This window comes from Halomonas sp. TH-94, from assembly GCF_057473365.1.
Genome location: NZ_JBYCKL010000034.1, coordinates 175,033 through 194,475 on the forward strand (window position 1 = coordinate 175,033; position 19,443 = coordinate 194,475).

Sequence of the window (19,443 nt, forward strand, 5' to 3'; positions counted from 1 at the left end):
GTTACATGTAGGTCAGCGTGAAGTCGTTATCATCGCTGGCGGTTGGCAGGAAGCGGGCATCCATCTGGTAGTGCATGACGCCCTGGTTATCCTGCGGCGAGATATTGGCCAGCTGTACCTGCCCACCGGCCACCTCAATAATATTGCCTGGGGTGGTGCCATGAGTCAGGACAACTGGTCCGGTGGTCGTGCCCTGGTGGCTCTCCACCTTCTCGAACATGTTGTTCTCGTCGAGACGGGGCGCCTCAATGTTGATTTGGCCCTGTGCCTGGCGATTGGTGATGTGCACGCCCTCGTAATTGACGAGGTTACGGTACTCCACCTGATTGCCCATATCGAGCGACATGGATTGCAGACGCGACGCCACATTGAACAGGCTGAACTGACTGTTCTGCTTGTTGATGGGCACTTCACCGGCCTGAACCGCTTGCTCGCCCTCAACCTGGGGCATCAGCTCCGGTCGCTTATAGAGACCCGTCATCGTGAACTCGATGTAGGGCAGCCCCTGGGCATCGGCAGACATGCTCCAGGTGCCGCGAGCGCCCTGAATCTGCTGCGCCTGACCATCCTCAAACCACCAGACCTCGACGGATTCCTGCCCCTCACTGACCGGCTGATAGACAACTTTCTCTTCGCCTTCAGTCGCGTCGATGGTTTCGGACATAGCGCATGCACGCAGCAGCGGACCGTATGCAGGCGGCTCTCCCTTAGTGCCGTGACCAGCGAACGGCACGCGAATCTGGCGAGTCACGTACGGCCCCGTATTGATCTGCTCGAAGGCGCCAAAGCCGTAGCGCATGCGCTCACGCTCTACCGTGTTGCCATCGTACGGGTTGCCCGCGTCGAGCATTACCACTTCCAGGATAGTGCCGTCGGTCATACTGGCCGCGGCCTCACCGTACACGCTTTCGATCTTCACCACCGCCAGGCGGCGGCGCCAGCTCATGCTAGGCATCGCCCTTCTCCTCTACTGATTTGCTTTCCGCTGCCGTGGCGGCGGGCTTGGGCTGGGCCTTGGCAGGTGCCTTGGCCGAGTGCTGTTTGGGCGCGGCTTCCTTCGTGCGGTGCACGAGCTCACGTTTGCCGTTACGGATGACGTAACGACCGCCTTGGTTGGGCATGGGGCCTCCTGGGTAGTCAGGCGCTGCGAATGAGGCGCTGGTAGCTGTAAAGCTCGCGCCAGTAGACATGGCGGCCGGATACAGCCACCCGTTGCCCGCCGGCATACTCCAGCGGTGTTACGGCATTTTGGGGGTCTTCTAGACCAAGCAGCGCATCGGTGCACGCCTGGCGATGCGCTTGCAGGTCGTCCTGGTCGGCGATGAGCACGATGACCAATTGCTCTGTTACCGTCTGCCTTACATCAAACGTACTCAGCGCATTGGGAGAGGCCGAGGCCTGGACATGGTGCACGAATGCCGCTGGCAGGGCCGGCGCTGCCGTAGCTAAGCTCGACGACTGCAACTCGAAATGAGCCCGGTACTGCTTCTGGTCGAACTCGTAGTCGGTGGCGGCGTCGGTGATGTCCCAGCTCTCGATGCCGGCATGCTCTGCCAACCTGGCAATTAGGGCGTCGGTCATCGTGCGTAGCGGATCGAAGGTAGGGCTACGCAGACTGAGCACATAGGTGTCTACCCGGCCCAGTCGGTAGCCGTCGACTTCGATGTCATCTATGGCGGCCATCTGGTAGACGCCGTTCTGCTCAGGCGCATCGCTGGGCAGGTTGAGCGGCCACAGCTTTCCATCTACTACAGGGTCCACCAGCGCCACCAGGCCGGGTACGGTGTCGGCGCGACTGGGATCGGCATCGCTCGAGCGCTGAGCGCTGATGCCGGCGGCGGCCAGCGCCGCCAGGATCTGGTCGATCATATGATCTTCCCTTGTTGACGCTGCCGATCGAGGTATCGGCTCAGGCCCTGATAAAACCTGCCAGCCGCACCGGTGTTATGCCGCTGCATGGCTGGCCACAGAAAAGGGTTGGCTTCCATGCGCTCGGTGCCGTGCTCTTGCCACCTGCCCTTGCGTCCCTGAAAGCGGCCGTTAATACGACGGTTGGTGCCTACCAGTATTCCGACGGTGCCGACCTTCATGCCAAGACGGGTACGCTGTCGGCGGTTAAGGTTCAGATGACCCACTGCTCGGGCCATGTCACCGCTGTCTGTCGGCGCCAGACGCTTGGCCTCGCGCTTGACCGGGGCTGCTACTTGCACCAGGCCCGCACGCACGGCACGCTCTTGCAGGTTTTCCTCGAGCTGTTTCAGCTCGCGGCGGATCTCCTGCAAGTGAACGCCACGAACCTGCCAGTCATGCCCACTCATGGCACATCACCTCGAGCTCTACCCGCTTCCCACCAAGGTCAATCGGGCGGCCCTCAACCTGATAGGTCACGTCGCCGTGACGAATACGCAGGGTCTTGCCGGTGGCTTCAGCGACTTCGCGGCGCCAACGCATCCGGATTCTCGCGGTGGTCTCTGCGCTGGCGGCTTGTGCTGCGAACAGCGTCTGGCCGCGTAGCTGCTCGACCTCAGCCCAAACAGTGGCGCCAGGCACCCAGTCAGGCGGCGTTGCCCCGGAGTCAGTGCGTGGCCCGGCTTGCCACCATTCGAGCGTGACCCGGTGGCGGAGACGTCCGGCTCTCATAGTCCGTAGATCCTGTGCGGGCGGAGTAGCGACTCAACGGCCATCGGCACCTCAGAGGTAATCGACCCGATCACTACCGCCTCACGGTTCGCGTACCAGTGGCTGATCATCAGCAGCATCGCCGTGGTGATGTCGTCGTCCAGCACGAGTGGTTCCTCATGCGGGGATTCCTCGGCCGATTCGGGCGTTTCGTAGAGCGGCCGGTCGGTGTAGTTCTCGACGTACCGGCGAGCGGCATTCGAGTAGGTTTCCAGCAGCGCATCCTCGTCCGATTCGTCGGGCTCGATGCGGCAGTGCTGTTTGATGATTTCGAGATCGAGCATGGTCGGTACCGGTTGCGCTGCCTGGGGTTATTCGTCGTTGGCCTTGGCGTCCTGGGCCTTGCTGCCACCCTTTGCAGCCTTGGGTGTCTTGGCGGCCGGGGGCTGCTTGGTCTGGGGCTGGGTGGCGTAGCCCTTGCGCAGCAGTTCGCGGCCGTGGCTGTCATTGGTTTCCAGCTCGGTACCGGAGATCAGAACCGCGCCCTTGTGGTAGATCGGTTTCGACAGGGTCAGCTTCATCGATACATCCTCGAAGCCGGGCCGCCTGAGAGGGCGGCCCGGTGGTGGGCTTTCAGCGATGATCAATCGCCGCCGGTCGGCACGGTGAAGTCACCGTAGACGAAGGCCTCGGGCCGCTTCACCGCCAGCGCCAGCCGCTCCTCGCAACGAATCGAGATCATGTTCTTCTCGAAGTCGTCGGCGTTCTCGGTGGAGACCACCACGTTGGCGTCTTCGCGATCGAAGATCTGAGCGCCAGCGCTGAACGCACCGGTGAGGAACTTGCCCTGGAAGGCGTTGGCCTCGGTGGCCACCACCGGCAGGCCCCACAGGGTCGGGCCGGTGAGCGCCGAGGGGTTGGCCAGGATGTAGCGGCCCAGGCTGTCCTTGGTCAGCTCGATCTTGGCCCAGTCGATGAAGTGCAGCACGTGACCGCTGGCCGGGAACCGCGCCAGCTGCGCCTGCAGCATGGCCAGGCGCAGGTCATCGATACCGGTCTGGCTCTCCACGCTGAACGCCGCGGCGAAGGTCGAGGCCTGCGGCACGATCCCTTCCAGGTGGTTGCCGGTGCCGTCACCGAACAGGATCTCCTGCTCCTCGACGTACTTCAGGCCGTAGCGGAGCTCGGCATCGACCATGGACTGCAGCTGTGCCATGTCGTCCAGGATCTGCTTGGACGCCTTGAACATGTGCGCGATGGTCTGCACCGGGGTGATCTTGGTGGCGAACTCAATGTCGCTGTAGGGCTTACCACCTTCCGGGTTCTCGCCCACCACTGAGGCGTTGTTGGTGAAGCCAGTCTGCTGCACCCAGAAGATCGCCGGTGAGCCGGTGCGGCCAGATGCGATCAGGTCGCGGATGAACAGGCGCTGCTTGGGCATCACGTCGATACCAGGCAGGCGCTGCGGCTCTACCACGCCTTCGGCAACGTCGGCGCTGGTCAGCGCGGCGCGGGGCACCGAGACGTTGATCCGCTTGCCGCCTTCCACGCTCGAGGCGAAGGCCTTGAGCTTGTCGGACTCGGCGACCAGTTGGCCGGCGGTCTTCGCGGCATTCTGGGCGCGGTTGATCGGCATGCGGGCGTATTCCTGCTCGAGTTCGCCCAGGCTGGCCTTCAGGGTGTTGACCGATTCCTGCAGGCCGTTCTGAGTGGTCAGCAGGCGGTCAACGGCCTCTTTGGTTTCCGCCGAGAGCTGACCGCTGTTCTGCGCTTCCTTCAGGGCATTCTCGGCCTTCTGGCTCAGCTCGCTCTGGACCTTCTCCAGGGCCTTGGTTGCGTCCGCCAGGAGCTGTGCATTCGTCTTGTCAGTCATGGCTGTTCTCCGGTGACTGGATGATTTGCGCGACCATCTTTTCGAAGTCGGCGTAGGCTTCGGCCGTAGCGGCCTCGTGGTCGGTAGCGCCTGGCGTACCGTTGCCGACAGCGCTCGGCGTGTCGGACTTGAAAGCTTGCATGAGGGAGCGGCGCTCGCTGCGGGAGATGCCGGCGCGTGCCATGGCAACATCCATCTTGCGAGCCGCCAGCTTGCTGTCCGTGCGGGCGTTCGCGCTCTCGCGCACCTCGTCGGAAGGCAGCAGAGAATCTGCCCAGCCCAGGTCGACGGCTTCCGCGCCACCGATCCAGAGCTCGTCATCCATGGACGACTTGACCTCATCGATGGGGATGCCGGTGCGTGCGGCGTAGATGTCGGCAATGGTCTGGTCGAAGGGCTCCAGCCAGTCAGCGACCTCCCTCAGGTCGTTGCGGTTGCCCATGGCCAGCACCCAGGCGTTGTGCACCATGAAGAACGCGGCGCGGCCAATCTGGATCTCGTCGCCGGCCATGGCAATGAACGAGGCGGCGCTGGCCGCCAGCCCCATCACCTTCACGGTGACCTTGCCCTTGTGCTCGCGGAGCAGGTTGTAGATCGCCAGGCCCTCGAATACATCGCCGCCGGGGCTGTTGATGTTGACGATCACGTCGCCCGAGCCGATCGAACGCAGGGCGCCAGCAATGCGCTTGGCCGTTACACCATCACCGAAGTAGTCGGCCCCAATGGGGTCGTAGATGGTGATGGTGTTGTCGCTGTCATCCGTGGCGGCGTACAGGCCCGGGTTCCAGCGCTCCATGGCGCGGGGTGAGAGTTCGCACTGCATGCCCTGGCGCGGGCGTGCCTCCGGCGCGGCCGGAAGATTCTTGATCGTCATCGGTTTGCTCCGAAGGTCAGGAAGGGTCTTTTTGGTTCGGGTCAGGCTCGCCGAGCCAGTGCCTCAAGGCGGCGCGGGCGCGCTCGCCATCGTTGCCTGTCGCCTCGCCCAGTTGCTCCAGGGGCACCAGGTTCGATTGCACGGTGAGCTGGTCGCCGCCTTCCTTCTCGGGCAGGTTCTCCAGGCGGCGGCCCTCGTTGCGTGTCATCAGGCCGTTCTGCGTCATCTGCGAGAGGTACGCCGCGCGGCCGGCGCTGTCGGCGCGCAGCAGCCCCTCGACGCTGAACTCGACGTAGTAGCGCTCGTCATCCTCGAGCAGGCAGCGGTCGATCTCCTGTTCGATGTTCTCTAGGATCGGGCGTAGGGTGTTGGTCAGGAACTGCAGGTTCATGCCTTCCACGCTGGATGCCCAGCTGGATTGCTTATCCATGTGGCCGACCATGAACGGCGGCACTCGGAACCAGCGACAGATCTCCTCGACGCTGAATGCCCGCGTCTCCAGCATCTGGGCCGCTTCGGGGTTCATGGTGATGCTCTGGTACTTCATGCCGGCCTCGGCCACCATCACCTTGCCGGCATTCTTCGAGCCCATGAACCGTTCCAGGTTCTTGCGCAGGCGCTCCCGCTGCTCCTCTTTCAGCGTGCTATCCGCGCTGAGGATGCCTGACGCCTGCATGCCCTGGGCAAACACCTTGTAGGCGGCCTCGTCGGCTGACATGGCGCCGCCGAAGACGTCGCGGCCAGTGCTGACCGGGAGCATGCCGCACACCCCATCGAGGCCGAAGCCGCGGATGTGCATGATGTCCTTCTCGGCGATCAAGCGAGGCTTGCCGTTCTCGGTGTATTTGTACTCGAGGCGGCCACTCTCCAGGCGCTTCACGCCCATCTTCTGGGGCAGCAGCGGCACCAAGGCGACGACACGCTGACCGACCCGGCGCTTTTCGACGAAAGCGTTTCCCCACAGGCACAGGCTGGCCACGATCATCAGCAGGAACCGGGCCGTGGTCATCTCGGCATTCGGCCGCCGAGTAATCATGCGATACATCGGGTGCTGGGTGGCAGGTACCCTCGAGCCATCAGCCTGACGCTCGTAAAGCCGAATCGGCAGGGTGGAGATCGTCTCTGAGAGCAGGCGCACACAGGCCCAGGCAGCAGACAGCTGCATGGTGTTGTCCACCGATACCGACTTGCCGCTTGAGGACTGGCCGTGCCATTCGGCCCAGAACTCGCCGGTAGTGAGGCTGATCGGGACGCCGAGCCAGTTCAACAGGGCCGACCTGACGCGACCGGGTTTCGCTTTCGACATCAGATGCCCACCATAATCGGGTTGTCTACGAATCCATCGAGGCCGTCATCACCCACCTGGGCGGACGCCATGGCGCGGCCGATGGCCATGATCAGCGCTACCGCACCGTCTATTTTGTTGTGGCTGCCCTGTTTGATGGGCCTCACCACGTCGTCGTTGCCCGGCAAGTACTTACCGACCACGTTGCCGATACACCAGGTCATGATCGGATTGCCGTCGTGATGGAATCGCCCAGCGACGATGGCCGCCTCGAGCTCTTTCATCGGGTCGCTCATGTTGGTGTAGTTCTGGACGGTGGTGATCGGGTTAACGCCCTCGTCGTCCAGGTGGTGCGAAAGGTTCGTGGCGCCGTGCGGGTCGATGGGCGCCTCTCTCGCCGGCGTCTCGAGGTTCGCCTCTTTCGCGCACTCGAGGATTTCGCGGTAATCGATCTCGCTGCCGTCAGTCGCGTCGAGGTGTTTCGACTCGATCCAGCCCTGGTAGCGTTCGCTGAGCCGCCGGTCTTCGCCATCGAATGCCGTATCCTCCGGCACCCAGAAGCGGGGGCCGACACTGTAGTAATGGGCCTTGCCTTCGATCTGCCGCACGAACAGCCGGGCCATGCTGTTCATGTCCAGCTTGCGAGCAAGGTCGAACGCCAGGTAACAGTCTTCGCCTCTGAACTGGTCGATGCTCAGCGAGCGATCCTCGCAGGCCGCCCAGTCCTCCATGTTGAAGAAGCCCTCTTTGCTGGTAACCCAGATGTTGAGGTGCTTCGTCTTGTACTTGTTGGCGAGGCGCGCCCTGGCAACGGCCTTGTCGCGCTGGGAGCGCAGATAGTCCAGCTTGACCGAGACGCCGGCGTTGGGGTTCGCCTTGAGGATGGCCTCGTCGCTGGTCCAGTCGTCGCCCTTGTCGATCGTGTAGATGATCGCGAACAGCTCGTCATCGACGCTGGTACCTTCCAGCATCTCGACCGCGCGTTCGCGCATCTCGTAGCAGGGCCCGGCGATGTCAAAGCCGGCGGTGGTGATCACCCACAGCAGCGGCTGTGAGCGGGCACCCATGCCGGTGATCATCGTGTCGTAGAGCCGCGAGTCGGGGTGCTCGTGGTATTCGTCAACGATGGACATCGATGGCGAGCTGCCGTCGCCCGGGTCACCAATGACCGGCTCGAATACAGAGCCGTCGGTGCGTTCGAGCTTCTTGGCCCACGGCACGATGCCGAACCGCTTGCGCAGATTGGGCAGCTTGCGGGCCATCTTCAGCGCCGGACGGAACACCTCCCAGGCCTGTTTCTCGCTGGTCGCGCCGCAGTAGACCTCGGCGCCATATTCGTTGTCGGCACAGAAGGCGTAGAGCCCAGCGCCAGCCACCTTGATCGACTTGCCGTTCTTCCGCGGGACTTCCTCGTACACCTCGCGGAACCGGCGAAATCCGTCCTTCTTGCGGACCCAGCCGTACACCATGGCGAAGCTGAACAGCTGCCAGGGCTCCAGCACGATGCGCTGATTGCCCCGGGCCCACTCGCCCTTGGTGTGGGGCAGCAGCTGCACGAACCTGCATACCCGCTCGGCCTTGTCGCGGTCGAACCGGTATGGATAGCTCTTGGCCTTGCTGGCCTTCAGGTCATTGAGGTGTCGAGCGCAGGCCGCCTTCACGTAGCTGCAGGCGACGATCCGGCCGCCGACAACGTCGCGCGCGTACTTCTGCGCCGCGTTGACGTTCGGGTAGGCGGCCATGGTCAGAACTCGTCGAATTCATTGCCCTCGTTATTTCCATCGTCGCCGCCGGAACCGGCACCGAGCATGCGCAGGCGCGTGAGCGGATCCAGCCCCAGCAGCGAGCCGGTGCGGGTCAGTTGAGCGATGCAGTCGTTGCGCACGTTGACGTAGGGCGACTTCTTGATGCTGCCGTCGGCCGTGTTCACGACCATGCCGCCATCGTCTGCCGCCCAGTCGGTGATCTTGAGTTCGGCCTTGAGCATCAGGGCGAAGCTGTTGCAGTAGGCGACCAGCAGCGGCGCATCCTCGAGTTCGAATGTTCCGCGCTGGATCAGGATCTTCGACTGGGTCTTCCAGAGCCGAACCGCCGTTTCGTCGATCAGCTCATCCGGCGGCGCGATGCGGGTCAGTGAGCTTTTGTGCTGGTTCGAGGTCTTCGGCTTTCGCCCCCCACCCGAGGCCCGCACCGGTGCAGCATTCGTCATCCGGGCCCCCTGGGATTTTCTTCGTTATTTCTCGCGTAAAAAAAAGTGACTGAAGGCGCGGTGTCCGCTGGCGAGGCCTCCAGAGATTTGACCCGCCCCCGGGTGTCAGTCCGGGGCAGGGCGAGTCCTCAGCGCCTCTCGCTGCGTCTTCGCCTTATGGCATGGCCCGCATATGGCTTCGAGGTTGCTCGCCACCGTGGGGCCGCCCTCGGCCTCTGGCACGATGTGGTCAACCTCGGTAGCTGGTGCTGCCTGGCCCTGCCGGTGGCAGGGTTGGCACAGGTATCGATCACGCTCCAGCACCGCGGCACGCAGTCGGCGCCACGGGCGTCCACCTCTGCCCCTGCCTGCCCGGCCTCGCGTCCAGCTCTTGGCCTGGTCGGCGTGCTCCTCGCAGTAGCCGTGCCGCTCCCGCGTCGTGCGGTTGCACAGCCGGTCGCGGCATGGCTTGGCTGTCCTTAGCGGCATGGGGTGCCGTCCAGGTACTGCTCGGGCTGGCGCTCCTCGTCTATCTCGTCAGCCTCGTGAGCGATCAGGTAGTCCACCAGCTGACGGTTGCTCTCGGCCAGGCTGTTCATTGCTGACGTCTGCGCCTCGAGCGCAGCGACCAGTCTTTCAATGGATTCATCCATGCCAGCACCTCGAAGTAGATCAGACCAATCACCCAAAGCAGGATCAGGGCAACGAACCAGACGCGGGCCGTCAGCCCACGCACTTGTCGGTAGAGTCTCGCCGCCATGGCCGACCGCCCCCTACGCGCACACCCCAGTACATGGCCTGACGTGTCGCCCAGCGCCTGGGGTCGCGGTGGCTGGTCATGGCCTCGAGGAATACCCGGTCGGCTTCCTTGCGGGTGATGCGCTTGGTCCAGCAGTCGTACAGGTAGTCGTGAATGATGGCGGGCAGCACGGCGCGGCCGCCTGTCCACCAGTACACAACCGGCAGCCGAGGCACCGAGGCGAAGTCGGTGCAATAGCCGGCAGGCACTACAATCCTTCCCACGATGTCGCTGTGGTAGATGAGATCAGCCTCGAGGCGCCACGGGTATGGCCCGGGCACCCTGGTGATGGTGGGCTGTGTCTCGAAGCGCGGCATGGTCAGTCAGCCATGGCCGCTGCTTGGGCGATCCACTCCAGGCGCAACCGCAATCGCTCCCGGTGCTCATCGGTCAGAGGTGAGTCGATGGCAATGCCCAGGTCGTGACTCAGGTCGCCAATCAAGGCGTCGATCAACAGCCGGTCGCTTGCCGGCAGGGCCGAGTAGCCCGCGATCTGTTTCACCTGCTGATCAAGATCGATCACCGACAGCTCGTGCTCGTTGTCGAGCAATGCCTGCACGCGCTCGACGCGATCCATGACCGCACCGGCGGTGACCGCGTCTCGCTCAATCAGCTTGAGCGTGGCGTACTGATACGGCAGCTGGGGGCTGACCGCGCAGGCAGTGAGCACAAGCACAGACAGCAGCAGGGTTATCAGGACAGTGTGAGTTCTCATCATCTCCGTTCCTCGAGGGTGCGCACCCGGTCACGGATGCTGTGAATCTCGCGCTGGTGCTCGCCCATTCGCCGCTCGAACTCAGTGAGCGAAACGTTGTTGTCGCGCTGCTCTCTCAGCTCGCGGTGGATCTCGGCGACTTGCTGGGTCAGGTGCAGAATTCGCTCATCCTGCCGGGCGCCCGCCTTGCTGAGCTCGAAGGTTGTAAAGCCCTGCCAGCCCACGAGCAGCGTGACAATTGAGAGCAGGAAACTCTGAAAGTGGCGCTCCATGATCGGCTTCTTCCTCACGGCGGTATCGGGATTTTCCTCAGACATCCCGCCTCCTGGTGGGTCTGCGTACATGGAGTTCAGCGGGCCTATCCGGCCTCTACTGCGTCGATTTCTTCGATCCAGTGGCCATGCCACTCTGGGGCTTTATCCGCCCAATATTCGTTGTGAAGTGCATCGCGATAGGAGCGCCAATCGAAACAGGGACAGCCGCGACTCTCGTGCCCAGGGAAACCGTTGTGCCCCATGATGATTGCTTCCGGGTACCGCTTATGCAGGTCAGTCAGCAACTCGCGGAGCGTGTCCCACTGCGCTTGCGTGTAGTTGTTCTGCGGCGTCTTGGCATCGTCTGCCACACCACCAACCAGGCAGATGCCAAGGTTGCCGGTGTTGTGCCCGCCCACATGGGCGCCGGTGACATGCTCAGGCCTACCGCGCTCCAGGGTGCCGTCACGCCTGATAACGTAGTGGTAGCCAACGTCCTTGAAGCCCCGCTCCAGATGCCAGCGCCGAATCTCGGCAACGCCAATATCCATCCGCGCCGGCGTGGCCGCGCAATGCAGGGTGATGTAACGCATGGCGTCACCTCAGAAGAGAAAGGCCCCGCACGTGGGGCAAAGACACCAGGCGGTGCCATCACGGAAAAGGGCCATCCATGGCAGGGGAACACGCTGATGACGTGTTGGGCGCCGCCCTGTTGACGCTGGGGAAGGGGGAACGTCAGGCGGCATAAACGGAGAAGCCCCGCCGGGATCGGCAGGGCTTCATTGTGTCTGGCGGCTGGCGGCAACATCGCCAAGCTACCAGCACTGTACATCTACCGTGGAGAAAGCACAACATGTGCTGTATTAGAGAATTCCCGCCTTCGCCTGAAGGATCAACTCGGCCTTGCCTGACTTGGCTGCATCCTTGATCGCCTGGCCGTTGCTGAACGCCCTCACCGTCCGTGTCGATCTGAGCTGCGGGCGCCCCTGATCATCCTGTCCGATGCAGTCGAATACGTGTCCCGACACGCTGAATCCTAGCCGCTTGGCGTAGTGCTGGATAAACCGGGCAATGTCGTCGTAGTGAGCACCCCACTCTCCCGGTACGCGCCTGTCCAGCTTGCGCGCCTGGATCAGCACCGCAAGCAGCTTCCTGGGCGAGAGCCTCGCCGCGGCGATCCAGCGCCGCGCGGCTTCGTGGTCCTCGTGGTACCGGATGCCCCGATCGTACAGCGCCGCCAACGGCTCCCGGGCAATATCGGTACCGCCTGGCGCGAACCCAGGCGCCATCGGGCTGTGGCTGTGGTAGCCCTGCAGGCGCTCGTGGTCTTCGTACAGTGTGCGGCGCTCGGCTTCCATTTCGAGTACGCGCCGCACAAAAACCCGCGCGGCTTCGTCCACGTGCTCCGGATGCGTCTGCCGTGCAATCTCACGCAGCCGCCAGATACCCATACGCTCAAGATCCGCCACAGTTGCCCCTCGCTCAGTCCGCTGTGTCGTCAGTGCCAGTGCAGCCATCCCCATCGCCCTCTCCCCCTGTCCGCCACTCGGTACCGTTCTGCAGCGCCAGCCGGTCGCCCACCACCTGGGTGCGCGGCCAACTGGCGTATTCCCTCAGCACTGCCTTTGCCTCTTCGTAGCCACGCGCCAGCACAGCGCAATAGCCCTCGTATTCACTCCCCTCGAGCCACTCCCTTTGACTGGGCGCCAGCGCGGCATCCTTGGGCGGGGTAGCCTTGAACTCCAAGTAAAGGCCATGCCAGCCGCCGCGGGCCTGGCGAACAGGAAGATCACTGACGCCAGCCTTGACGCCCTGGCGCTTGAGAGCCGCGGCCGTGGCCTTGTGGCGCTGGCCACCGTTCGGCACGTGATAGATGTGGTCGTAGAGCTGCCCAACCTCAGTGCCGCGCATCTTCTCGCCCAGCAGCCAACGGATCACCACCGCCTGCTCGTTGCCCTCCCAGTCCACCGGCTTGGCCCTGGGCGTACCATCCTTCTTCAGGCTGCGCTTCCGCCGCGGCTTGCCGGCGGTGGCTTGCACGCGCAAGGTCATGCCTCACCCCGCAGCGCTTGCTCCAATATCGACACTGCGGTCAGCCCAGCAGGCCCGGTCACGCTGTCGCCGATCGTGTTGCGGGCTGCCCTGACCTCTGAACGAAGGCGCGAAAGCTCCTGCACGAGCGGGTTCTGGGGGCACCGCTGGTCGTGCTTGACCATCAACTGGTGAGCTTCCTGCCAGGTAGGGCCGCCTTGGTCGCCATAGTGGGTCTCGTGACCGCAGTAGATGCAGATGCACTTCACAGGCCCTCTCTCCTCTTCCAGTTGCCGAAGTCGCTCAAAATCCGCTTGAACATCGCGCCAGCCATCTCGTTGTGGTCCAGCTGGGCACGGCTGGCCACACCACAGGCCTTGCGTATCGCGTCGGCGGCATCCTGCGGGCTGTGGGTGCCGTCAGGCAGCTGCGAGTGAGTCAGGGACTCTCGCCAGCGGCGGCGCTGGTCCAGGTAGAGGCCGAACGTCGGCAGCTCGCAGAGCATGGCGGCTTGGCGCGCCAGGGGGCCGCCCTTGACGTGCTCAGTCACGAGCCACCCACTGGCGCGCCAGCTCATGATCCGGGCCAACCCGGAACCCGGCGGCATTGCGATGCCCACCGCCACCGAACTGCGAGGCGATGGCAGAGACGTCCTCGCCCTCGTCCGAGCTGCGCAGGCTGAATACCCGGCCCTCCGCTGTATCCCAGTAGCAGGCGGCGAACGGCTCGCCCTGGGCCATCAGGTGGCCGGCATCGCTCGAATAGATGTAGGGAAGACTGGCGGCAGGCACATCGAAGCCAGCGATCACCATGCGGCGCTGGCAGACCTTCACCAGTTCGGCCACGTCCTTGTGGTGCTTGCGCTCAATGGCCTCGCCCTCTTTGCGCAGGCTAGCCAGGTGCTGGCTGAGCAAGTCATCCCAGACCCCAAAGTCGTAGGGGTAGCTGAACACGGCTGCCTGGATCTCGCGGGTACCGTCCAGCTTGAAGCGCCAGAGGTCGCGATCCTCGATGTGGTTGATGAGGGCCGGGCGCTGCTGGCCGGGGAAGAAGAAGTCCCATGCCATGCCTGCGCCAGAGCGATCCATGTCGAAGAGCGCCCAGATGGCACCGTCATATTCCTCGACATCAAAATGTCGGGCCGCCATGTGTTCGGCAAAGGACCGATGTGGTTTCGGGAAACCGGCCAGATCCTCGGCAGCGCTCTTGTGGTGGTCCAGCACCAGGATGGAACGCGCGGCGAGCGCCATCGCCTGCAGCACAGCCCGCTTGTAGGAGAAATCCACCATGATCACGTCGCGGCCGGTCACGTCGGGCGGCGGGTTGCCGTAATGGCCGGCGTGGAACTCGACGTTCTCGCGCAGAGCAAAGCGAACCACCCAGGCAGCACCGAACCCGTCAGCGCAGTTACCGTGATAGATGCAGATCGGCTTGTGCATTCCCTTCTCCTCGTTATGGATGGTTGGCTCAGTCATATGCCACCTCACGCGCCTGGGCGGCGAGATTCGCCTGGGCAGCGAGCGGCTCACCAGCATTGGTAAGTTGATATGCGGGCTGCATCACCTCGCCGACCTCTTCCTCTCCGGCGATGTAGATCAGGCCCTGGCGCTCCAAGCGTTGTACGGCGTTGGCCACCTGGCGCCAGCCCGGACCCTCTTGCTCGGCCGTGGACAGGCGCTTGACCAGGGCGGGGATGGTCATGGGCTGCGGGTCACCGGCCATGGCGACACGGCGCAGGGCTACGAGGATGGCGCCTTCAATATCCACGGGCTTCACAGCAAGGCCTCCTGGCGCTGATAGGCACCGAAATGAGCGTGAATCACCTGGCCACGACTCTCTTCCTGCGCGATCAGCTCACCCAGGCGGGCCAACCCCTTCATGGTGACAAGCACCTGCGGAAGATGGCCGTCGCGGTTTGCCTTATGTCGCAGTTGGCCGCGATCGAGGCGGGGCTGGAAGGCCTGCAGTCGACCCTTAGTGCCCACCCGGTACAGCCAACGACGCTCCAGCATGTAATCGATCAGGAAGGAAGGGCTGACCTGCAGAGTCTTGGCGGCCTCGCGCAAGCAGAGGGCGCCCTCGGTGTTGGCGATGCGCTGGTGAGCGGCCACCTTGGGCGCCTGCTCTTCCAGCTCATGCTCCAGCGCCAGCACCTTTTCGGTGTAGGTGAGCAACAGTCCACGCATGGCTGCCGGATCGCTGAGCACCTGCATGGGGTCGACAGGCTGGCGGGCCTGCTGCTCAAGTTGCATCCAGCGGCGAATGACAGCGGCTCGGCGGTTCACGTCGTAGCCGGTCACCAGCACTTCGGAGTAGTAGCGGTCGAGGTGGAAACAGGCGGTGAACCCTCGCGCATCCTTCTCCTCTCGGAGATTCCCCAAATCTGGGGAATCCCCTAGCGCCTCGATCATGGCGCGAATATCGCGAATGACGTGGTCGTGACGCTTGCCGGTCAGCTCCGCAATCTCGCGGCTGCTCATGGTCTGGGGCTGCTGGTGCCGAATCATCTGGTTCATGCTCAGGCTCCTTTGAGGGCCGCCCGGAGACTACGCAGCCCCTGGTCGGCGTTCATTGCGTGCGGCAGGCCAGCAGCCTCGGCACGTTGCTGTGCAGCCTCACGTCCTGCCCGCTCTGCCAGTTCGGCCCGGCTGCGGTTGCCGTCGTGCTCGAGCAGCTGGCGCGGGGTCAGGTCCTCACCAGCCATCACCCGGTTGATCAGGGCGGTGTACTCTCGGCCGAAACGCTTCTCCAGGCGAGCGACCCGGCTGGGCGCGACGTGGCGCAGATCCCACCAGCCCACCGCGGCGCCAGCCATCCGTACCGCCTCATGGCTCCAGGCGTGCTGGCGGGGCTCGTGGGCGTGGTCGCACACCTCGCGCCAGGCCAGCGCTACGTCAGGCAGGCCCACGTCCTCGGGGCGCGGCTCGCACAGGGCAGCGAATGCCACCGGCTGCGGCGGCCATGCCTCGTCGCCGGAGCGGGCCGCCTCGCGCACCTGCTGGCGCAGGCGGTGGATACCCAACTCGAGGTGCTGGCGGCTCAGGTGCGATAGCTCGGCCAGCCAGGTGCCGTTGGCGTCGTAGCTGCCCCACTGGGAGCTGAACTTGGCCCCGAACAGCGAGCCCATGGCGTCGAACACCAGGTCCATGTCGTCCTCAACGAGTCCGGGCGGTGTATTCGCCTGGGAACACGTCGCCAGGCTGCCCGCCACCTGCTCGGGCGATTCGGTCACGTTCACGCGCCTCTGCTGCGGTGAGACGGCGCGCAGGAGTACGCTCTCGGCGGTTTGCATGGGTGGCACCTCCGGTGGTGGCGGCTTGGGCTTGCTGGCGCTTCAGGTTCTCGTACACCCACCGGTTGAACCGGCGGGTCCAGTCGGCGTGCGTGAGGGTGCGCCCGGGCTGGGCGGCGAAATGTTCGCGGAAGTCGATCAGGGCTTCGCTGACGTCGGCATCGGGCGCCATGCCTCGGTCGAAGCAGGCGCGCTGCCAGACAGCCAGGTCCGGCTCCCAGTCGAGGGTCATCGGCTGCTGGCGCTGAGTGCTCGCTACCGGTTGGCCATCGTCGGTTTGCTGGGCTGCTCGCTCGAAGACGTTCGGCTCGTTCGCGCTCGCGTCAGAGAGAGAGGGGGTCTGATCATTGGTACCCTGATTCGTCGGAGATTTTTCCGACCCTACCTCGGAGATTTTTCCGACCCTGTTCGGAGAATTTTCCGAGGTCGGATTTTTTTCCGACCCTGCCTCTTCGTTACCGGGGGTCGGATTTTTTTCCGACCCTTTGGGGGCAGCATCACGGTTCCAGGAACGGGCCTTGGGAAGCAGGCGCATGTACGTCTTGTTGTCGCAGCTGGCCATGGCTATCAGGCCGGCTTTGGCCAACTGCTTCATGAGTCGGTATGCGGTATCGGGCTTGTCCGTCAGCAGCGGCAGCTCGGCCACGATCTTGGTTTTCGCCACGTTGAAGTACACGTGGCCGTCGATCTGCCGGGAGTCCGCCCAGCTGGGCACCTCGTACAACCAGGCGAACAACAAGGCCTGTTGAGCGTTGAGACCCCATGCCTGCGCCTTCACCTGGTTAATCGTGACCGAGAACTGCATCAGCCACCCCCGCGCAAATAGGCGGCCATGCCGTCACCCGTTACATTAGGAGCTTCCACACAACCCAATGGAGCAACGACATGGCCGAAACCGAGAAGATGTTGAGAACCGTCCTGGTGATGCAGGCAGAAATTCTGGGCAGGCTGGAAGCCATTGAGCAGGCACTGGCAAGCACCGGAAACCCCGCCGAGGACTGGATAAGAGGTACCGTCGGCATTGGTCACGCCCCGGTCTATGGGGACACCCGACTCGAAGCGCTTCACGAAGTCGATGGACTCCTCCAAAGCGATGAGTGGGCCAACGTCGAGGCGGCTCTCAACGACTTGGTCAAGAACGTGCATCAGCGCTCCAGCCCTTTCTGAACTGGCTCGTTGCGGGTGTCGCGGATGTAGCGCGACACCTTCTTCGCGTACAACTGCCCAAGCAGGTCATCGGACAATGCTTGGCGTCCTTCACGAGTCATCCAGTGCTCGTTCCAGCCTTGGTCTTTTGCCAGCTCGAGCAGCATCACGCCGCTCGCTCCCTTGAACTGCGCACCCTGATCTATCGCCAAGAGAACGCGATCCAGTTCTTCGCCTCGCCCGGCCTTGGCCAGCGCCCGCATGGAGCGCAAGCGCTTCAGAAAAACGAACATCACCTTCCCCCTTCGAGCTGCGCCAGCTCCTGCTTCGCCGCCTTGGCCTTCTCCAGGTGATCGGCCCGGGCACGGTTGATACGGACCTGCGCTTCAGTGCAGAACGCCGTGGTGCGGGCCGTCAGCTCGGCCATGGTTTCGTGATAAGCGATCAGCGCCAGCAGGCGGTCTCGGCTGGCCTTGCGCTCCCGGCGCTCGGCGGCTTCGACCAGGAACGCCAGTCGGGTCGCCTTGTCGATCAGGTCTTTGTCCGGGCCCGGCTGGGTATTGCGTAGGGCCACGGTTGGCAGTGGTGCATTCATGGCGGTTCCTCCCCCTGGCGGGCTACAGGCGCCGGCCCAGCTTCCGGATGGCGCTGGGAGAGAGCTTCAAAGTTTTCTGCATGTGAGCGATCGTCTCGCTGTATGTGGTGCCTCCGACCTCGAGCAGGTCTGAATCAGGCACTCGTCCCTTTCGGGACCAGTCGTATACAGTGGTTCGCGCTAGCGAAAGCGCCTCGGCAACTGCGACCGGCCCACCGCAATCGATCAGCACATCTCGAAGAGTTACCGGGCGAAGGGGAATTTGGTCTTGCTCCTCAGAAAAAGGAGCATGCTGAAGGGTGGTAGGCATCTGGTACCTCGCGCTCAATGTACAGTCACACGGAGCAAGATACGTAGATTACAGTACTAACGCAAGGAATTGCAGAAATCAGCTCAATTACAATAACGGCTTTTGCCGATAAACTACGGTGTAAACCGTATATTTTGCTTCCAATGCAGGAGCACTGGATCGATGGGCAATCAGCCGACAGAACCGAGCCGAGAGCTGGTCTGGGATAGGGTGAAGAAAGCCGCGCAGGACCATCACAATCACCACAAGGAGCGCGGCATCTCCAAGCTGATCGGCATTGATGCCGACCAGTCTCCTCAGTACGTATCCGACTGGAAGGCTGGTAGAGCCCCTATCCCCATGGCAACACTGGCAAAGTTGGCGAACCTCTACGGGGTCAGCGTGGGCTTTCTCGCGGGCTATACAGATGACCCCACGCCGCGCACCCCGGCGGACGAGGCGTCGTTAAGGGCGAAAATGGTAGAGCTGGTGGATAGCGTCGTTACTGACCTGAACCCGAACGCCGCACCCTCCCTGGTTGTCGAGCTGTGCGACCTTGCTCTTGCGCTTCTCCAGGACAAGCAACCCGACGAGATGGTAATCGGCTCCCTCTACAAGCGCATGAAGCAGCGGGAGCTTGAGCAGGCCGGCAGCCCCAGCACCGATTCGCAGGGGCGCTGAACTGTATAGCTGTATGGCCGTATCGCAGGCCTATCGACAAGGACCCGTATGCCCGATCCATTAGAAGAAGCCATGCGATCCCTTAAAGGGACCGACCTAGCGGACTTTCTGCAGGATAAGGGGGCCACCTTGGCATGCCCCGAATGCGGCAAGGAGGACGTGCTAGTTCAAGCCGATGGGCCCGAAGCTCCGCTGTATTTGTTCCGCCTGGTGGTGGATCATCCGCCCCGGCACTCAGGCGGCTTCGCATCGCTATACGCATTATTTTGCATGAATTGTGGCTGTTGCCGAACCTTCTCAGCGCAACGTGTCGTAGAATGGAAGAAAGCCAAGGATCGATCTAGTGAGTAATGTGCACTTTTTAGACACGGCTAATGGTTCTCATGGAGGCTCGGGAGGCGAACCGCCGATGAATAACCTGGAAGCGCGAGTAGAACATCTGGAGCGTGATGTTGGCGACATCAAGGTCACGCTTGCCCGCATTGAGGGTAAGCTCGATGCCAAGTTCGAAGGCATCGACCATCGACTTGCCAACCTGGCCACTAAAGCAGAGCTTTCAGACACAAAATCCAGCATGATCCAGTGGAGTGTCGGCACGATCCTGGCCGCCGGCGCCCTCGTCTTTGCCATTCTGCGCCTGCTGCCATCCGCCTAACACTCCCACGCCAGCAGCCGAACCCGCCCACCGAGGCGGGTTTTTTTGTATTGCCCTCCAGTTAGCGTCAGTCGCTCCCCTATCTGCCAGTGGGCCCTACCACAGGTTGCCGATTATGCAATCGCATACTCAAGACCACATCGATGG

The 19,443-nt window shown here is 63.1% G+C and carries 32 protein-coding genes; 3 read left to right on the forward strand and 29 right to left on the reverse strand.

Going from position 1 to position 19,443, the window contains the following annotated elements; all coding sequences use genetic code 11:
• Position 1: 1 nt before the first annotated feature.
• The 27 genes from AC2VNO_RS06545 to AC2VNO_RS06675 form a co-directional block, all read right to left on the reverse strand.
• Positions 2–946: a phage tail tube protein gene (locus AC2VNO_RS06545; protein ID WP_486933371.1), complete on the reverse strand. Its 945-nt coding sequence runs from the start codon at positions 944–946 to the stop codon at positions 2–4.
• 1 nt (position 947) lies between these two features.
• On the reverse strand, positions 948–1,121 hold the full coding sequence (locus AC2VNO_RS06550) for a hypothetical protein (RefSeq protein ID WP_486933372.1): 174 nt from the start codon (positions 1,119–1,121) through the stop codon (positions 948–950).
• Between the two features lie 16 nt (positions 1,122–1,137).
• On the reverse strand, positions 1,138–1,869 hold the full coding sequence (locus tag AC2VNO_RS06555; RefSeq protein ID WP_486933373.1) for a hypothetical protein: 732 nt from the start codon (positions 1,867–1,869) through the stop codon (positions 1,138–1,140).
• A complete protein-coding gene (locus AC2VNO_RS06560) occupies positions 1,866–2,318 on the reverse strand; it encodes an HK97-gp10 family putative phage morphogenesis protein (RefSeq protein ID WP_486933374.1) in 453 nt (150 codons plus the stop codon). Before AC2VNO_RS06560 ends, AC2VNO_RS06555 begins: the two co-directional genes overlap by 4 nt.
• Positions 2,305–2,640: a phage head closure protein gene (locus AC2VNO_RS06565; RefSeq protein ID WP_486933375.1), complete on the reverse strand. Its 336-nt coding sequence runs from the start codon at positions 2,638–2,640 to the stop codon at positions 2,305–2,307. The genes AC2VNO_RS06560 and AC2VNO_RS06565 overlap by 14 nt, the downstream gene beginning before the upstream one ends.
• Complete coding sequence (locus AC2VNO_RS06570; protein ID WP_486933376.1) at positions 2,637–2,963, reverse strand: head-tail connector protein; 327 nt, start codon at positions 2,961–2,963, stop codon at positions 2,637–2,639. The genes AC2VNO_RS06565 and AC2VNO_RS06570 overlap by 4 nt, the downstream gene beginning before the upstream one ends.
• 27 nt (positions 2,964–2,990) lie before the next feature.
• Entirely contained in the window at positions 2,991–3,200 is a 210-nt protein-coding gene (locus AC2VNO_RS06575; RefSeq protein WP_486933377.1) for a DUF7210 family protein, read from the reverse strand.
• 62 nt (positions 3,201–3,262) lie between these two features.
• Complete coding sequence (locus AC2VNO_RS06580) at positions 3,263–4,492, reverse strand: phage major capsid protein (protein WP_486933378.1); 1,230 nt, start codon at positions 4,490–4,492, stop codon at positions 3,263–3,265.
• Positions 4,485–5,366, reverse strand: coding sequence for a head maturation protease, ClpP-related (locus tag AC2VNO_RS06585; RefSeq protein ID WP_486933379.1), 882 nt, complete (start codon positions 5,364–5,366; stop codon positions 4,485–4,487). Before AC2VNO_RS06585 ends, AC2VNO_RS06580 begins: the two co-directional genes overlap by 8 nt.
• Positions 5,367–5,382: 16 nt before the next feature.
• Entirely contained in the window at positions 5,383–6,672 is a 1,290-nt protein-coding gene (locus tag AC2VNO_RS06590; RefSeq protein ID WP_486933380.1) for a phage portal protein, read from the reverse strand.
• Positions 6,672–8,393: a terminase large subunit gene (locus AC2VNO_RS06595; protein ID WP_486933381.1), complete on the reverse strand. Its 1,722-nt coding sequence runs from the start codon at positions 8,391–8,393 to the stop codon at positions 6,672–6,674. Before AC2VNO_RS06595 ends, AC2VNO_RS06590 begins: the two co-directional genes overlap by 1 nt.
• A gap of 2 nt (positions 8,394–8,395) precedes the next feature.
• On the reverse strand, positions 8,396–8,860 hold the full coding sequence (locus AC2VNO_RS06600; RefSeq protein ID WP_486933382.1) for a P27 family phage terminase small subunit: 465 nt from the start codon (positions 8,858–8,860) through the stop codon (positions 8,396–8,398).
• A 105-nt stretch (positions 8,861–8,965) separates the two neighbouring features.
• Positions 8,966–9,328 carry an HNH endonuclease gene (locus AC2VNO_RS06605; RefSeq protein ID WP_486933383.1) on the reverse strand — a complete coding sequence of 121 codons (363 nt, stop codon included), beginning with the start codon at positions 9,326–9,328 and terminating at the stop codon, positions 8,966–8,968.
• Positions 9,319–9,492, reverse strand: coding sequence for a hypothetical protein (locus AC2VNO_RS06610; protein WP_486933384.1), 174 nt, complete (start codon positions 9,490–9,492; stop codon positions 9,319–9,321). The genes AC2VNO_RS06605 and AC2VNO_RS06610 overlap by 10 nt, the downstream gene beginning before the upstream one ends.
• Positions 9,493–9,562: 70 nt before the next feature.
• The gene (locus tag AC2VNO_RS06615) at positions 9,563–9,955 is read right to left on the reverse strand and encodes a DUF1353 domain-containing protein (protein WP_486933385.1); all 393 of its coding nucleotides are present in this window, start codon (positions 9,953–9,955) and stop codon (positions 9,563–9,565) included.
• 2 nt (positions 9,956–9,957) lie between these two features.
• On the reverse strand, positions 9,958–10,353 hold the full coding sequence (locus AC2VNO_RS06620) for a hypothetical protein (protein WP_486933386.1): 396 nt from the start codon (positions 10,351–10,353) through the stop codon (positions 9,958–9,960).
• Positions 10,353–10,670, reverse strand: coding sequence for a hypothetical protein (locus tag AC2VNO_RS06625; protein WP_486933387.1), 318 nt, complete (start codon positions 10,668–10,670; stop codon positions 10,353–10,355). Before AC2VNO_RS06625 ends, AC2VNO_RS06620 begins: the two co-directional genes overlap by 1 nt.
• Before the next feature lie 41 nt (positions 10,671–10,711).
• A complete protein-coding gene (locus AC2VNO_RS06630; RefSeq protein WP_486933388.1) occupies positions 10,712–11,200 on the reverse strand; it encodes an N-acetylmuramoyl-L-alanine amidase in 489 nt (162 codons plus the stop codon).
• A 270-nt stretch (positions 11,201–11,470) separates the two neighbouring features.
• Positions 11,471–12,076, reverse strand: coding sequence for a hypothetical protein (locus AC2VNO_RS06635; RefSeq protein ID WP_486933389.1), 606 nt, complete (start codon positions 12,074–12,076; stop codon positions 11,471–11,473).
• Between the two features lie 13 nt (positions 12,077–12,089).
• On the reverse strand, positions 12,090–12,659 hold the full coding sequence (locus tag AC2VNO_RS06640) for a PDDEXK family nuclease (protein ID WP_486933390.1): 570 nt from the start codon (positions 12,657–12,659) through the stop codon (positions 12,090–12,092).
• Positions 12,656–12,907: a hypothetical protein gene (locus tag AC2VNO_RS06645; protein ID WP_486933391.1), complete on the reverse strand. Its 252-nt coding sequence runs from the start codon at positions 12,905–12,907 to the stop codon at positions 12,656–12,658. Before AC2VNO_RS06645 ends, AC2VNO_RS06640 begins: the two co-directional genes overlap by 4 nt.
• Entirely contained in the window at positions 12,904–13,188 is a 285-nt protein-coding gene (locus tag AC2VNO_RS06650) for a hypothetical protein (protein WP_486933392.1), read from the reverse strand. Before AC2VNO_RS06650 ends, AC2VNO_RS06645 begins: the two co-directional genes overlap by 4 nt.
• Entirely contained in the window at positions 13,181–14,077 is an 897-nt protein-coding gene (locus AC2VNO_RS06655) for a phosphoesterase (protein ID WP_486933393.1), read from the reverse strand. Before AC2VNO_RS06655 ends, AC2VNO_RS06650 begins: the two co-directional genes overlap by 8 nt.
• A 28-nt stretch (positions 14,078–14,105) precedes the next feature.
• Entirely contained in the window at positions 14,106–14,414 is a 309-nt protein-coding gene (locus AC2VNO_RS06660) for a hypothetical protein (protein WP_486933394.1), read from the reverse strand.
• Complete coding sequence (locus tag AC2VNO_RS06665; RefSeq protein WP_486933395.1) at positions 14,411–15,154, reverse strand: phage antirepressor KilAC domain-containing protein; 744 nt, start codon at positions 15,152–15,154, stop codon at positions 14,411–14,413. Before AC2VNO_RS06665 ends, AC2VNO_RS06660 begins: the two co-directional genes overlap by 4 nt.
• A 2-nt stretch (positions 15,155–15,156) precedes the next feature.
• Positions 15,157–15,870, reverse strand: coding sequence for a replication protein P (locus AC2VNO_RS06670; RefSeq protein ID WP_486933396.1), 714 nt, complete (start codon positions 15,868–15,870; stop codon positions 15,157–15,159).
• The gene (locus tag AC2VNO_RS06675) at positions 15,794–16,735 is read right to left on the reverse strand and encodes a DnaT-like ssDNA-binding domain-containing protein (protein WP_486933397.1); all 942 of its coding nucleotides are present in this window, start codon (positions 16,733–16,735) and stop codon (positions 15,794–15,796) included. Before AC2VNO_RS06675 ends, AC2VNO_RS06670 begins: the two co-directional genes overlap by 77 nt.
• A gap of 80 nt (positions 16,736–16,815) precedes the next feature.
• Between AC2VNO_RS06675 and AC2VNO_RS06680 the strand changes: the two genes are divergently transcribed.
• Positions 16,816–17,097 carry a hypothetical protein gene (locus tag AC2VNO_RS06680; protein WP_234250546.1) on the forward strand — a complete coding sequence of 94 codons (282 nt, stop codon included), beginning with the start codon at positions 16,816–16,818 and terminating at the stop codon, positions 17,095–17,097.
• Here AC2VNO_RS06680 and AC2VNO_RS06685 read toward each other — a convergent pair.
• Positions 17,076–17,369 carry a hypothetical protein gene (locus tag AC2VNO_RS06685; protein WP_486933398.1) on the reverse strand — a complete coding sequence of 98 codons (294 nt, stop codon included), beginning with the start codon at positions 17,367–17,369 and terminating at the stop codon, positions 17,076–17,078. The genes AC2VNO_RS06680 and AC2VNO_RS06685 overlap by 22 nt on opposite strands.
• The gene (locus tag AC2VNO_RS06690) at positions 17,369–17,671 is read right to left on the reverse strand and encodes a hypothetical protein (protein WP_486933399.1); all 303 of its coding nucleotides are present in this window, start codon (positions 17,669–17,671) and stop codon (positions 17,369–17,371) included. The genes AC2VNO_RS06685 and AC2VNO_RS06690 overlap by 1 nt, the downstream gene beginning before the upstream one ends.
• A 472-nt stretch (positions 17,672–18,143) precedes the next feature.
• Between AC2VNO_RS06690 and AC2VNO_RS06695 the strand changes: the two genes are divergently transcribed.
• Entirely contained in the window at positions 18,144–18,641 is a 498-nt protein-coding gene (locus AC2VNO_RS06695; RefSeq protein ID WP_486933400.1) for a helix-turn-helix domain-containing protein, read from the forward strand.
• Between the two features lie 409 nt (positions 18,642–19,050).
• Positions 19,051–19,296, forward strand: coding sequence for a CCDC90 family protein (locus tag AC2VNO_RS06700; protein WP_486933401.1), 246 nt, complete (start codon positions 19,051–19,053; stop codon positions 19,294–19,296).
• Positions 19,297–19,443 lie beyond the last annotated feature (147 nt).

What these genes read in the sequence shown, in the direction of transcription:
- AC2VNO_RS06545 (WP_486933371.1), bottom strand. Translation starts at nt 946, where the DNA reads ATGAGCTGGCGCCGCCGCCTGGCGGTGGTGAAGATCGAAAGCGTGTAC.
- AC2VNO_RS06550 (WP_486933372.1), bottom strand. Translation starts at nt 1,121, where the DNA reads ATGCCCAACCAAGGCGGTCGTTACGTCATCCGTAACGGCAAACGTGAG.
- AC2VNO_RS06555 (WP_486933373.1), bottom strand. Translation starts at nt 1,869, where the DNA reads ATGATCGACCAGATCCTGGCGGCGCTGGCCGCCGCCGGCATCAGCGCT.
- AC2VNO_RS06560 (WP_486933374.1), bottom strand. Translation starts at nt 2,318, where the DNA reads ATGAGTGGGCATGACTGGCAGGTTCGTGGCGTTCACTTGCAGGAGATC.
- AC2VNO_RS06565 (WP_486933375.1), bottom strand. Translation starts at nt 2,640, where the DNA reads ATGAGAGCCGGACGTCTCCGCCACCGGGTCACGCTCGAATGGTGGCAA.
- AC2VNO_RS06570 (WP_486933376.1), bottom strand. Translation starts at nt 2,963, where the DNA reads ATGCTCGATCTCGAAATCATCAAACAGCACTGCCGCATCGAGCCCGAC.
- AC2VNO_RS06575 (WP_486933377.1), bottom strand. Translation starts at nt 3,200, where the DNA reads ATGAAGCTGACCCTGTCGAAACCGATCTACCACAAGGGCGCGGTTCTG.
- AC2VNO_RS06580 (WP_486933378.1), bottom strand. Translation starts at nt 4,492, where the DNA reads ATGACTGACAAGACGAATGCACAGCTCCTGGCGGACGCAACCAAGGCC.
- AC2VNO_RS06585 (WP_486933379.1), bottom strand. Translation starts at nt 5,366, where the DNA reads ATGACGATCAAGAATCTTCCGGCCGCGCCGGAGGCACGCCCGCGCCAG.
- AC2VNO_RS06590 (WP_486933380.1), bottom strand. Translation starts at nt 6,672, where the DNA reads ATGTCGAAAGCGAAACCCGGTCGCGTCAGGTCGGCCCTGTTGAACTGG.
- AC2VNO_RS06595 (WP_486933381.1), bottom strand. Translation starts at nt 8,393, where the DNA reads ATGGCCGCCTACCCGAACGTCAACGCGGCGCAGAAGTACGCGCGCGAC.
- AC2VNO_RS06600 (WP_486933382.1), bottom strand. Translation starts at nt 8,860, where the DNA reads ATGACGAATGCTGCACCGGTGCGGGCCTCGGGTGGGGGGCGAAAGCCG.
- AC2VNO_RS06605 (WP_486933383.1), bottom strand. Translation starts at nt 9,328, where the DNA reads ATGCCGCTAAGGACAGCCAAGCCATGCCGCGACCGGCTGTGCAACCGC.
- AC2VNO_RS06610 (WP_486933384.1), bottom strand. Translation starts at nt 9,492, where the DNA reads ATGGATGAATCCATTGAAAGACTGGTCGCTGCGCTCGAGGCGCAGACG.
- AC2VNO_RS06615 (WP_486933385.1), bottom strand. Translation starts at nt 9,955, where the DNA reads ATGCCGCGCTTCGAGACACAGCCCACCATCACCAGGGTGCCCGGGCCA.
- AC2VNO_RS06620 (WP_486933386.1), bottom strand. Translation starts at nt 10,353, where the DNA reads ATGAGAACTCACACTGTCCTGATAACCCTGCTGCTGTCTGTGCTTGTG.
- AC2VNO_RS06625 (WP_486933387.1), bottom strand. Translation starts at nt 10,670, where the DNA reads ATGTCTGAGGAAAATCCCGATACCGCCGTGAGGAAGAAGCCGATCATG.
- AC2VNO_RS06630 (WP_486933388.1), bottom strand. Translation starts at nt 11,200, where the DNA reads ATGCGTTACATCACCCTGCATTGCGCGGCCACGCCGGCGCGGATGGAT.
- AC2VNO_RS06640 (WP_486933390.1), bottom strand. Translation starts at nt 12,659, where the DNA reads ATGACCTTGCGCGTGCAAGCCACCGCCGGCAAGCCGCGGCGGAAGCGC.
- AC2VNO_RS06655 (WP_486933393.1), bottom strand. Translation starts at nt 14,077, where the DNA reads ATGCACAAGCCGATCTGCATCTATCACGGTAACTGCGCTGACGGGTTC.
- AC2VNO_RS06665 (WP_486933395.1), bottom strand. Translation starts at nt 15,154, where the DNA reads ATGAACCAGATGATTCGGCACCAGCAGCCCCAGACCATGAGCAGCCGC.
- AC2VNO_RS06675 (WP_486933397.1), bottom strand. Translation starts at nt 16,735, where the DNA reads ATGCAGTTCTCGGTCACGATTAACCAGGTGAAGGCGCAGGCATGGGGT.
- AC2VNO_RS06680 (WP_234250546.1), top strand. Translation starts at nt 16,816, where the DNA reads ATGGCCGAAACCGAGAAGATGTTGAGAACCGTCCTGGTGATGCAGGCA.
- AC2VNO_RS06685 (WP_486933398.1), bottom strand. Translation starts at nt 17,369, where the DNA reads ATGTTCGTTTTTCTGAAGCGCTTGCGCTCCATGCGGGCGCTGGCCAAG.
- AC2VNO_RS06690 (WP_486933399.1), bottom strand. Translation starts at nt 17,671, where the DNA reads ATGAATGCACCACTGCCAACCGTGGCCCTACGCAATACCCAGCCGGGC.
- AC2VNO_RS06695 (WP_486933400.1), top strand. Translation starts at nt 18,144, where the DNA reads ATGGGCAATCAGCCGACAGAACCGAGCCGAGAGCTGGTCTGGGATAGG.
- AC2VNO_RS06700 (WP_486933401.1), top strand. Translation starts at nt 19,051, where the DNA reads ATGAATAACCTGGAAGCGCGAGTAGAACATCTGGAGCGTGATGTTGGC.